The sequence below is a fragment of the Mycobacterium sp. 1081908.1 genome (assembly GCF_001673535.1).
GTDB lineage: Bacteria > Actinomycetota > Actinomycetes > Mycobacteriales > Mycobacteriaceae > Mycobacterium.
Genome location: NZ_LZLY01000109.1, coordinates 1 through 11080, shown reverse-complemented (window position 1 = coordinate 11080; position 11080 = coordinate 1). Strand labels below are relative to the sequence as shown.

The following is an 11080-nucleotide window of genomic DNA, read 5'->3' as shown; positions in this document are numbered from 1 at the left end:
CGGCGGCCGCGCTTCACGTGGTGGTGCCGCGCTGGGTGTTCACGCACCTGGCCGCGAACCTCGTCCTGGGTGTCGCGGTGATGGCCGCCCTGGCGGTGGTGCTGGCGCTGTGTTCGGAGGCCGACGCGTTCGTGGCCGCGAGCATGATCATGGTGCCGCTGCTGCCCCGGCTCGTGTTTCTGGTCGTGGGCCCGGCGGTCGACGTCAAACTGTTCGCGATGCAGGCGGGCATGTTTGGCCGGGCCTTCGCGGCCCGTTTCGCCCCCGCCACGTTCCTCGTCGCGATCGCGTGCGCCTGCGGCGTCGGACTGCTCGTGCTGGGTGGCAGGTAATGACCCGCGAAACCGAGAACACCGTGCTGCTGGTGGTGGGCATCAGCATCGTCATGATCACGGTCACCGGCGAGTTCACCCGCTACGTCAAGCCGGGACTGCTGCCGTGGCTGGTCGCCTCGGCGGTGCTGCTCATCGGTTTGGCGCTGTTGGCGATGCTCGCCGATATCCGTCGCGGCGGTCCGCGGATCAGTGAACAGGCCGACGATCACGGCCACGTGCACTCCCATCGGCGCGGCATCGTGTGGCTGCTCGTCGTTCCCATCGTGGCCTTGTGTTTCGTGACGCCGCCGGCCCTGAGACCGTCGGCCGCCGCGCCGTCGGTGACATCGGTGTCCAATGACGTTCTGAATCGCGCGTTTCCGCCGATTCCGCCCGGCCGGGCGCCCGAACTTTCGCTGCCGGAGGTGCTGATGCGCGAGGCGCAGGACACCACCGGCTCGCTGAAGGGCCGGCCGATCACCGTGACCGGGTTTGTGCTGAACGAGGCGCAGGGCGTCGACCTCGGCCGGGTCGTCATCATCTGCTGCGCGGCCGACGCCCAGCTGGCCCGCATCCACCTGGGCGGCCCGGCCGCCGCCCAGGCGGTCGGGTTGCCCGACAACACCTGGATTCGGGTGGAAGGCGAAGTGCCACCCAGACAACCGAATTCGCCCAAGATTCCGACGCTGCAGGCCACCGCGGTCACACGCATCGATGCCCCGGCCAACCCCTACGATTATCCGCGTTGAGGACCCGCCGCTGCCTTAATTGCTTCGACCTGCGTCTCGGGTCCAAAACTGATGCCTGCCGAGATCCCTTGGCACAGTCCCGTTTTCCCATTGTCCGCGCTCCAGCCAATCGCACAGCGCAGCGGCCTCGTCGTTGTCACTGATGGGGCCGATCCAATGCGGTGGCCCGCAGGGCTTCCGGTCGTCGGTGCAGGGCTGGACGAGAGCCATGACGCCGCATCCGGTTGGGCGGGACGCGCAGGTGAGTGGTCCGAGCATGCAAGCGGCGGAGACCAGCATGGCGTGGGGACAGCGCCGGATGGTGGGACGAAGCTCTTCGATGACGGAGGGAAGATCGTCTGCCGCACACGCGGTGCAGACGACGACGGTGAACGGGCGGTCGGTACCGCCGCGTGGCGGAGTCACGTGTCAGTGGCCCGCGGTGGGCCCCGGGTAGGGCAGTAGCGCCATTTCGCGCGCGTTCTTGATCGCGGTCGCGACCTGCCGTTGTTCTTGCACGGTTAAACCGGTCACGCGCCGCGAGCGGATCTTCCCCCGCTCCGAAATGAACACGCGAAGCGACGCGGTGTCCTTGTAGTCGACCGCGCTGAGCCCGAGGCTGGCGAGGAGGTTCCTCTTGGGCTTGACGGAAAGTTCCGCGGCGCGACGGGTCCGCTGAGGTTTCTTGGCCACTACCAGCTCGCCTTCCGCACGCCGGGCAACTGCCCGTTATGGGCCAACTGGCGGACCCGTACCCGCGACAACCCGAACTTGCGCAGGTGTCCGCGTGGGCGCCCGTCGACGGCGTCGCGGTTGCGCAGCCGCACGGCGCTGGCGTCGCGCGGCTGACGGGCCAGCTCGCGCCGCGCGGCTTCCCGTTGCTCGGCCGGGCTCGACGGGGAACGGATGATCTCTTTGAGTTCGGCGCGCCGTTCGGCATAACGCGCCACGATGGCGCGCCGCTGGTCGTTCTTGACCACCTTGGATTTCTTGGCCACGCTCAGCGCTCCTCGCGGAAGTCGACATGGCGGCGGATCACCGGGTCGTACTTGCGCAGTACCAGCCGGTCGGGGTCGTTGCGCCGGTTCTTGCGCGTCATGTAGGTGTAGCCGGTGCCCGCCGTGGAGCGCAGCTTGACGATCGGGCGTATCTCGTTGCGCGCCATCAGATTCGCTGCCCCTCCCGGCGCAGCCTGGCCACCACGGCCTCGATGCCGTCGCGGTCGATGACCTTGATGCCCTTGGCGCTGACCCGCAGGCGGATGCGGCGGTCCTCCGACGGCAGGTAGTACGTCTTGAGCTGGATGTTGGGTGACCAGCGCCGGCGCGTGCGGCGATGCGAATGCGATACCGCGTTACCGAAACCCGGTGCGCGGCCGGTCACTTGGCAGTGGGCAGACACATTTCCCCTTCCCGGCCCGATCGACCTTATTGAAAATCATTTTCGACAAGCCCCGCCGCACACGGTACCGTACGGAGAGCGCTTAATGAAAATGATTTTCACGAAGGGAACTGATGCGGACGCCCGTCATCCTGGTCGCCGGTCAGGCCGGCACCGATCCGGTCGTGGGGGCGCTGCTGCGTGCACCCGGGACGCTGGTCGTGGAGCACCGTTTCGACGGCCATGTGGTGCGCCGGACGACGGCGATGCTGCAGCATCGGGTGCTGACGACGGCGGAGGCCGGGCTCGAGCTCGCGCACGGGTGCGTGTCGTGCACCATCCGCAACGACCTGCTGGTGCTCTTGCGCCAACTGCACCGCCGCGACGATGTCGAGCGCGTCGTGGTGCACCTGGCGCCGTGGCTGGAACCCGAACCGATCTGCCTGGCCATCAACCAGGTCCGGATCCGGGTGGCGCCCGGCTACGTCGACGGGCCGGCGGCGCTGGACGTGTCGATCGCCGCCGTGGTGGCCTGCGTCGACTCATCCGGGTGGCTGGACGACGCACTCGGCGACGCCGAACTCGACGACGGGCGCACCCGCGCCCAGGTCGTCGTCGGTCAGGCCGAATTCGCCGACGTGGTCGTGCTCAACCGACCCGACCCGCACGTGGCCGGCGTGCTGCGCCGTCTGTCGCCCCGCGCGCGAATTCAGGTGGGACCGGACCACATCGAGCACTCCGTGAACAATCTGCCACCCGACGCCAGGCGGGGCCGAAGCGATGATCCGCACGGCCCGCTGTTGGCCGGACAGCCGCCCCTGGATTCCCGCGGCCGGATTACGTTGGTGGAGTTCAATTCCCGTCGCCCCTTTCATCCGCAGCGTCTGCACGCTTGTGTGGACCTGCTGCTGGACGGCGTGATCCGAACCCGGGGGCGGCTCTGGCTGGCCAGCCAGCCCGAGCACGCGATGTGGTTGGAATCGGCCGGCGGCGGATTGCGGGTGAGCTCGGCCGGCAAATGGCTCGCCGCCTTAACCCCCGCGGAGCTGGCCGGCATCGACGCCGAGCGACGCGCCTTCGCCGAGCTGAGATGGGACGACCGCCATGGTGACCGGCACACGGCGATGACCGTACTGGTATGCGGGGCCGAGCTTTCCGACATTCTCGACGGCCTGCACGGCGCGCTGCTCACCGACGAGGAGTACCGCTCCCCGCAGGACTGGGCCCACTACGAGGACCCGTTCGGCCACTGGCACGAAGACCCCTGCGCCGCCCCGACGGAGGCCGTCGAGGACACGCCCGCCCGGCACACCCAGGACGGAGGCAGCCGATGAAGCCCGGGATCCACCCCGACTACCATCCCGTCGTATTCCAAGACGCCACCACCGGTGCGATGTTTTTGACCCGATCGACCCTCACCAGCGCGCGCACCATCGAATGGCAGACGGCCCACGGAGTGCGCACGTACCCGCTCGTCGTGGTCGAAGTCACCTCCGATTCGCACCCGTTCTGGACCGGCGGGCGCCGCATCGTCGATACGGCCGGGCAGGTGGAAAAATTCCACCGCCGCTACGGCGGCCGGCGATCGTCCGCATGAAGCGGATACGGTTGTCCCGCTGAGCTTTCGGTGCCTGGTGCAGCTCGGCATTGGGGACATGTCCCGTAGACATCGACGTAATGAGTGACGTCGGTGTATTGGTGTTGGCGGCTCAGGCGGTGGGTATGCTCCTCGATCTCGACCGGGCTGAATGCCACGGCTTCGCCGCAACGCCTGCAGACCAGATAGTGCCGATGACCCGTCCCCGTACGCGGGCGGTAGAGGATCTCGCCGTCCTCGGCGCGCTGGGTCTCGGCGACGCCGTCGGCGGCCAGTGTGCGCAGGATGCGGTAGACGCTGGTCAGCCCGATTCGCAGCTGCCGGTTCTGCCGAACGTCCAGATAAAGCTGCTGGGCGCTGCGGAAGTTCCCCTGTTCTCGCAAGACCTCCAACACGGCCCGTTGCTTGGCCGTGGAACGTCGCCGTCGGGGTTCAGCGGGCGAAGACATCGTATGGCGCTCAACCGTTCCGGACGGCGCGGGTCGGCTTCGGTGACGCGTGCGTGGTCTGTGGGTCCTCGAATGCCCGGGCGGTAACGCGTCGGCGGCGGCTGCCCGCCCAGACGACCAACCAAACGGCACACGCGATGGTGACGATGGGGAAACTCGGCGGCAGGTTGAACATCGCTGACGCGCCAAGTCCGAGCCACACCGCGGTCAAGCTGATCGCGGTCGAGGCCGACATGGCCGCGACCGGGCGGGGAGTCAGCATGATCGCCGTTGCAGCGGGCGTGACGACGAGCGCGAACAGCAGCAGCGTGCCGACGGCTTGCACGGCCATGGTGACGGTGACCCCGAGCAGTGCCATGAACATCATGGACAGGGCACGCACGGGCACGCCCTTGGCCTCGGCGACGAGAGGGTTGACCGAGGCGAACAGTAACGGTCGGTAGATGGCGCCGATGCTGAGCCCCAACACCAGCAGCAGGATCGCGAAGCTGACCAGTTGAGCCCGTGAGACGGCCAGCAGGTTGCCGAACAACACGTTGGTGACCGTGCTCGAACTCTTGGTGGCCAGGGAGTTGAAGAACAGGCCGAGCCCCGTCGCCATGGCCAGCACCGTCCCGGTCACCACTTCGCGATCGGTGGCGCGTTTGCCGAGCGCGCCGATGACCAGTGCACCGGCGATACAGAACACGGCGAGCCCGGCGCCGACGGGCGCGCCCAGGAGGACCGCGCCGGTGGCGCCGGGAAATCCGATGTGCGCCAACGCGTGGGTCGCGAAGGCCGTCCGGCGTACCACGACGAAGTAGCCGATCAGTCCCGCGGCCAGGGCAACGATGGTGCCGCCGATCAGGGCGTTGCCCATGAACGCCGATGTCAGGATCGGCCACCAATTGGGTTGGTAGCCAAGCGCTATGGCGTGGTCGCTCACAGTGCGCTCCTCATGAACCGGTCCCCCTGCAGGGTGCGGGCGACCTGAATCGGGATGCCGTACAGGCGGGTGAGCAGCGCATCGTCCACGACATCGTCGAGTGGTGCGTAGTGCGGGTGCCCGTCGAGCAGATAGATCGCGCTGTCGAGGATTGGCAGCAGCGGGTTGAGGTCGTGAGAGACCACCAGGATCGTCACGGCCAGCTCGGCGTGCAGCCGGGCCAGCAGCGCGACGATGTCGCGCTGGCTGCGAAGATCCAGTGACGCCAGCGGTTCGTCGAGGATCAGCATGTGGGGGCGTGCCACCAGCGCGGCGGCTATCGCGACGCGTTGGCGTTGCCCGCCGGAAAGTGTCGACAGCCGACGCTCGGCGATCTCCGTGGCCTCAACGGCAGCCAGAGCCCAATCGACTTGCCGGCGTTGGGCTGAGGTGCCGCGCCCGAAGGCCCATCGCCGCCCGGCGAGCCCGAGCAGCACTACATCGGCCGCGCGGATGGCGTCCCCCGAGTCGTCGGCATAGTTTTGCGGCACGTAGCCGATAGCGTCGTTTCCCTGGCCGGGACGGCGGCCGAACACCTCGAGGTGGCCACTCGCGGCGGGAATCAGCCCGAGGACCACGTGCAGCAGGGTGGTTTTGCCGGAACCGTTAGGTCCGATGACGGCGACGAGCCGGTCGGCGGGCACCGTGAAGGTGGCGCGCGACCAGATGACCCGTCCGCCACGTACCGCGCTGACGTCGGTGAACGCGAGCGCGGCGGACTTCACTTCGGGCTCAGACCGCGACACCTAATGCCTTCCCCAACGCAACGAGCTGGGCATACTGCCAGGCCTCAAACGACGTCTGGCCGGGCGGCACGGTCTCGGTGACGTTGACGACGGGTACCCCGACTTGTTCGGCGGCCGAACGGATTTGCTGCGGGATCGAGCCCTCGGTCTGCGTGTTGTAGATCAGGACGTCGACACGCCGCGCGGCGAGCGCGGCGCGGAACGCGTCGATGTCCGCCGGTGACGGATCTGTCCCGGCGGCCGACGCCCGCTGGTAGCCCTCCGGGGTCTTGTTGACGAGGCCGAGGGCCTGCGCCTGGTAGTCGAACACCGTCTCCGTGGCCGCGTAGGACTTGCCTCCCGCGGCGGCTTTGATCTTGCCGATGAGACCGGTGTATCGCGCGATGGCAGAAGCGAATTCGGTGCGGCGCCGGCGGAAGTAGTCGCCGGCTTGGGGATCGAGCTTGCTCAACTCGGCGCTTACGGCATCGGCCACGCCGGCCACCGCCGATGGCAGATACCACAAGTGTGGATTGGCACCATTCGGTGTCCTGGTGACGTCGGCGGCGCTCACCACATGTGCTCCGGCGCCGGAGCTGGCGGCCAGCTTGGAGGCCCACGCGTCGTAACCGTCGCCATTGACGACGACAAGTTTGGCGCCCGAGAAGGACTCCGCGTCCGCCGGCGACGGCTCGTAATCGTGCGGGTCCACGGACGAGCTGGCCAGCACCGTTTTGACGATCGCGCACGAGCCGCCGAGTTCGGACACGATGTCGCCCCATTGATCCACGCTGACCACCACCGCGACCGGGGCGGTCGGGCAGGACGCCGCGGCGGCGCTGCCGGTGGCCACCGGCGTGCTGGTGGCGCCCGAGGGCGGAGGGGTTGCGGCCGGGTTCGTCGAACAGCCCGCGATAGTGAGCGTCACCGCCGCGGCGACGACCCATGGACGCAGGGCGTGGGGACGCACGGCGGTCACCTGGGAAACGATAACCGTTTTCATTAGTGTCGCGCGAGGGGGTGATCGGATTTCTTGGTCGCGTAATGTCGGTTGGGTGCGTAGCGAAGGCGATACCTGGGACATCACAACGAGTGTCGGTTCGACGGCGCTGTTCGTGGCGACGGCCCGAGCCCTGGAGGCGCAGAAGCCCGACCCGCTGGCCGTCGACCCGTACGCGGAGCTGTTCTGCCGCGCGGTCGGCGGTCCCTCGGCCGACGTCCTCGACGGCAACGACCCCGACCACCCGCTGAAGTCCGAGGACTTCGGCGCGCATTTCGTCAACTTCCAGGGCGCCCGCACCAGGTACTTCGACGAATACTTCCGCCGGGCCGCCGACGCGGGCGTGCGGCAGGTGGTCATCCTGGCCGCCGGGCTCGATTCTCGCGCCTATCGCCTGGACTGGCCGGGCGCCACGACGGTCTTCGAGCTGGACCGCCCGCAGGTCCTGGACTTCAAGCGCGAGGTGCTCACCGAGCACCGCGCCCAACCGCGCGCCGAGCGTCGCGAGATCGCCGTCGACCTCCGCGACGACTGGCCGCAGGCCTTGCGCGACGGGGGTTTTGACGCGGCCAAGCCGTCCGCCTGGATCGCCGAGGGCCTGCTGATCTATCTGCCGGCCAGCGCGCAGGAGCAGCTGTTCACCGGCGTCGACGGCCTGGCCGCCCGCGGCAGCCACGTCGCGATCGAAGACGGCGCCCCGCTCGAGCCGGACGCGTTCGAGGCCGCGGTCGAGGAGGAACGCGCGGCCGCCGCCGAGGGGGACCAGCGCCTGTTCTTCCGGCTGGTCTACAACGAGCAGTGCGCGCCCGCCACCGAGTGGTTCGGGCGGCGCGGGTGGACGGCCGTCGGCACCCCGCTGGCGGATTACCTCCGAGAGGTCGGGCGGCCGGTGCCCGGCCCGGATGCCGAAGCCGGGCCGATGATCGCCCGCAACACCCTGGTCAGCGCCGTCAAGGACTGACCGCAACCGACTCGCGCACCAAATCGCCCTGGGGCGGGAACTTTCCCGCCCCAGTCAGCGACTACTCCTTCGGGCTCACGACGGCGCCCAACAGCCCAGGGCGCCGGCGGGTCCAGCCCGATCGGTAAGGAGTCGCCGCTATGACCGCGCCCGTGTGGATGGCGTCGCCCCCGGAGATCCATTCGGCGCAGCTCAGCAGCGGTCCCGGACCCGGCGGGCTGCTGGCCGCCGCCGCGGGATGGAGCTCGCTGAGCGCGACGTACGCGTCGGTGGCCGACGAACTCACCTCGGTCCTGGCCGCGACGCAGGCCGGGGCGTGGGAGGGGCCCACCGCCATGCAATATGTGGCCGCCCACGCGCCGTACCTGGCGTGGCTGACGTGGGCCAGCGCCAACAGCGCGTCGGCGGCCGCCCGGCACGAGACCGCGGCCGCCGCCTACACCGCGGCGCTGGCGGCGATGCCCACCCTGCCGGAGCTGGCCGCCAATCACGCGATTCACGCGGTGCTGTTGGCGACGAACTTCTTCGGCATCAACACGATTCCCATCGCGCTCAACGAGGCCGACTACGTGCGGATGTGGGTCCAGGCGGCCACCACGATGGCCACCTATCAAACCCTCGCCGGCACGGCGGTCGCGTCCGCGCCGCAGGCCGATCCCGCGCCCCAGATCCTGCATGCCGCCGACGACAACAGCGACGGCAGCGACACCGGCGACAGCGGCGACATCATCGACAACGACGGCGGGGACCCGACCCAATTGAGTTGGTGGGAGAACCGGTTCCTCGAGATTTTCCAAACCTTGGGAAGGGACATCGAGGAATTTCCGGAGAACCCCGGAGAGTCGATATCGCAGATCGAGTCGGACATCCCGGCGCTCGTCGCCGACGAGGCCACCCACGTGGGCGAAGTGTTCGACACCTTTCCGCAGTTGCAGGTGGTCGTGCCGCTCGCCCTCGCATCGACCGTGGTCACCCCGGCCTTCGCCGGCGGCCTCGCGGGCCTGAGCGGGCTGGCCGGGATTCAACCGGGCCCGGCCCCGGTGGCGGCCTCCCCGATCCCGGACAGCGTCGGCGCGCCGGTGCCGAGCGCCTCGCCGGCGCTCAGCGTTGCCTCCTCCCCGGGCCCGGCGCCCTCCTCGGCTCCGGCCCCGGCTCCCGCGCCGGCGCCGGCTTCGATGGCGGCCGGGGCCCCGCCGCCGCCGCCCGCCGGTGTCGCCGGGGGCGCCTTCCCGTACCTGGTGGGCGGGCCGACCATCGGGTCGAGCACCGGGATGGGCACCGCCGCGCAGCGCAAGGCGCCGGAACCCGATAGCGCCGCGGCCGCGGCGGCCGCCGGGGCGTCGGCGCGACAAAGCGAACGGGCGCGCCGGCGGCGGCGCGCGGCGATGAACGACCACCACCGCGGATACCGATACGAGTACGTGGACCCGGAGTGGGACACGGACGACGAGCCCGGCCCCGACGCGGCCGCGACCGTCGCGTCCGACCGCGGCGCGGGGGCCGTCGGCTTCGCCGGAACGGCGCGCGCGGAGGCGGCCCGGGCGGTGGGCCTGGCCACGCTGGCCGGCGACCAGTTCGGCGGCGGCCCGTCGGTGCCGATGATGCCGCAAACCTGGGCGCCCGACGCTTTTGATAATGAAAACGATTTTCAGTAAGCTCAGCTGGTCGAGGTGTACCGCGCCGGAAGGCGCTGGTCAGTGGCCGCGAAGGGGGAGGCGGAGGCGCAGGTCAGGCGAGCCGGGGCGCGCCTCGACAACTAGCTTAGGTAATGCTAACTTCAGGCAGGTTAGGTTAGGGGAAGCTACATCGATGGGAAGTAACAGCCGTGGAACGCGGTGACGCCGGCGTGCTCGCAGCCCGCCCTGCAAATTCTCGGCCGGACGGCAGGATTGACGGCGACATCGTGAGCCGGTTCGCGACGTGTTGTCGCGCGCTCGGCATCGCGGTCTACGAGCGCCAGCGCCCCGCCGACCTTGCCGCCGCTCGCACCGGGTTCACGGCGCTGACGCGCATCGCTCACGACCAATGCGACGCCTGGACCGGGCTGGCCGCCGCCGGCGACGTCTCGCTGCGCGTGTTGGAGGCCGTGTCGCGCAACGCGACGACGGCCGGCGCGTTGCAGCGCCACGTGGAACTGGCGCCCGGCGCCCTGTGCTTCCGCTACGACACCGGCCTGTACCTACAGTTCCGCGCCGTGACGCCCGACGACTTCCACCTCGCCTACGCGGCGGCGCTGGCAACCGACGGGCGGTTTGCCGACGCGCACGAGATCGTCGACGCCCTCGTCGCGCGCCGCCCGAGCTGGCGCGAGGCCCGCTGGGTGTCGGTCGTCATCAACTACCGCGCCGAGCGCTGGTCGGACGTCGTCAAACTGCTGACCCCGATCGTCAACGACACCGATCTCGACGAAACCTTTTCCCACGCAGCCAAAGTGACGCTGGGCACGGCGCTGGCCCGGCTGGGCATGTTCGCCCCGGCGCTGTCCTACCTCGAGGAACCCGACGGCCCCGTCGCGGTGGCGGCCGTCGACGGCGCGCTGGCCAAGGGGCTGGTGCTGCGCGCGCACGTCGACGAGGAGTCGGCGAGCGAAGTGCTGCAGGATCTGTACGCCGCGCATCCCGAGAACGAACAGGTCGAACAGGCCCTGTCCGACACCAGCTTTGGGATCGTGACCACGACGGCGGCCCGCATCGAGGCCCGCACCGATCCCTGGGACGCCGCCACCGAGCCCACGGCGGAGGACTTCGTCGACCCGGCGGCCCACGAGCGCAAGGCCGCGCTGCTGCACGAGGCCGAACGCCAGCTCGCCGAATTCATCGGGCTCGACGAGGTGAAAAACCAGGTGTCCCGCCTGAAGAGCTCGGTTGCCATGGAGCTGGTGCGCAAGCAGCGCGGCCTCACGGTGGCGCAGCGCACCCACCACCTCGTCTTCGCCGGACCGCCCGGGACCGGCAAGACCACC

Annotated in this window: 13 protein-coding genes and 2 pseudogenes; 7 read left to right on the top strand and 8 right to left on the bottom strand. The window is 69.5% G+C overall.

Features of this window, described 5'->3' with window-relative positions; translation table 11 throughout:
- Positions 1–332 (top strand): annotated as a pseudogene (locus tag A5655_RS17865) (permease); the annotation flags it as partial.
- Positions 332–1063, top strand: coding sequence for a TIGR03943 family protein (locus A5655_RS17860; RefSeq protein WP_067012178.1), 732 nt, complete (start codon positions 332–334; stop codon positions 1061–1063). The pseudogene A5655_RS17865 and the gene A5655_RS17860, both read left to right, overlap by 1 nt.
- 408 nt (positions 1064–1471) lie before the next feature.
- Here A5655_RS17860 and rpsR read toward each other — a convergent pair whose 3' ends face one another.
- The 4 genes from rpsR to rpmB are packed head-to-tail and all read right to left on the bottom strand — an operon-like array spanning position 1472 to position 2443.
- A complete protein-coding gene (gene rpsR / locus A5655_RS17855) occupies positions 1472–1735 on the bottom strand; it encodes a 30S ribosomal protein S18 (protein ID WP_067012176.1) in 264 nt (87 codons plus the stop codon).
- A complete protein-coding gene (gene rpsN, locus A5655_RS17850; protein WP_067012174.1) occupies positions 1735–2040 on the bottom strand; it encodes a 30S ribosomal protein S14 in 306 nt (101 codons plus the stop codon). The genes rpsR and rpsN overlap by 1 nt, the downstream gene beginning before the upstream one ends.
- Positions 2041–2042: 2 nt before the next feature.
- On the bottom strand, positions 2043–2207 hold the full coding sequence (rpmG, locus tag A5655_RS17845; RefSeq protein ID WP_067012172.1) for a 50S ribosomal protein L33: 165 nt from the start codon (positions 2205–2207) through the stop codon (positions 2043–2045).
- Complete coding sequence (gene rpmB / locus A5655_RS17840; RefSeq protein ID WP_066934008.1) at positions 2207–2443, bottom strand: 50S ribosomal protein L28; 237 nt, start codon at positions 2441–2443, stop codon at positions 2207–2209. The genes rpmG and rpmB overlap by 1 nt, the downstream gene beginning before the upstream one ends.
- A gap of 113 nt (positions 2444–2556) precedes the next feature.
- Between rpmB and mrf the strand changes: the two genes are divergently transcribed.
- Both mrf and A5655_RS17830 read left to right on the top strand, forming a co-directional pair.
- Positions 2557–3756 carry a ribosome hibernation factor-recruiting GTPase MRF gene (gene mrf / locus A5655_RS17835; protein ID WP_067012170.1) on the top strand — a complete coding sequence of 400 codons (1200 nt, stop codon included), beginning with the start codon at positions 2557–2559 and terminating at the stop codon, positions 3754–3756.
- Positions 3753–4019 (top strand): type B 50S ribosomal protein L31, encoded by a 267-nt coding sequence (locus A5655_RS17830; protein ID WP_067012167.1) that lies wholly within the window; start codon positions 3753–3755, stop codon positions 4017–4019. The genes mrf and A5655_RS17830 overlap by 4 nt, the downstream gene beginning before the upstream one ends.
- Here the strand turns inward: A5655_RS17830 and A5655_RS17825 are convergent.
- The 4 genes from A5655_RS17825 to A5655_RS17810 all read right to left on the bottom strand — a co-directional run bounded on the left by A5655_RS17825 (position 3992) and on the right by A5655_RS17810 (position 6956).
- Positions 3992–4468: a Fur family transcriptional regulator gene (locus A5655_RS17825; protein WP_067012164.1), complete on the bottom strand. Its 477-nt coding sequence runs from the start codon at positions 4466–4468 to the stop codon at positions 3992–3994. The two genes, A5655_RS17830 and A5655_RS17825, sit on opposite strands and share 28 nt — an antisense overlap.
- Positions 4469–4478: 10 nt before the next feature.
- Positions 4479–5327, bottom strand: coding sequence for a metal ABC transporter permease (locus tag A5655_RS17820; RefSeq protein WP_082978728.1), 849 nt, complete (start codon positions 5325–5327; stop codon positions 4479–4481).
- A gap of 62 nt (positions 5328–5389) precedes the next feature.
- Positions 5390–6178 (bottom strand): metal ABC transporter ATP-binding protein, encoded by a 789-nt coding sequence (locus tag A5655_RS17815; RefSeq protein ID WP_067012160.1) that lies wholly within the window; start codon positions 6176–6178, stop codon positions 5390–5392.
- Entirely contained in the window at positions 6165–6956 is a 792-nt protein-coding gene (locus A5655_RS17810; RefSeq protein WP_197508726.1) for a metal ABC transporter solute-binding protein, Zn/Mn family, read from the bottom strand. Before A5655_RS17810 ends, A5655_RS17815 begins: the two co-directional genes overlap by 14 nt.
- 256 nt (positions 6957–7212) lie before the next feature.
- On the opposite strand from A5655_RS17810, the gene A5655_RS17805 reads away from it, so the two are divergent.
- The 3 genes and pseudogenes from A5655_RS17805 to A5655_RS17795 form a co-directional block, all read left to right on the top strand.
- Positions 7213–8118: a class I SAM-dependent methyltransferase gene (locus A5655_RS17805; RefSeq protein ID WP_067012156.1), complete on the top strand. Its 906-nt coding sequence runs from the start codon at positions 7213–7215 to the stop codon at positions 8116–8118.
- Positions 8119–8258: 140 nt separating this feature from the next.
- The gene (locus A5655_RS17800) at positions 8259–9773 is read left to right on the top strand and encodes a PPE family protein (protein ID WP_067012154.1); all 1515 of its coding nucleotides are present in this window, start codon (positions 8259–8261) and stop codon (positions 9771–9773) included.
- Positions 9774–9943: 170 nt separating this feature from the next.
- Positions 9944–11080 (top strand): annotated as a pseudogene (locus A5655_RS17795) (type VII secretion AAA-ATPase EccA); the annotation flags it as partial.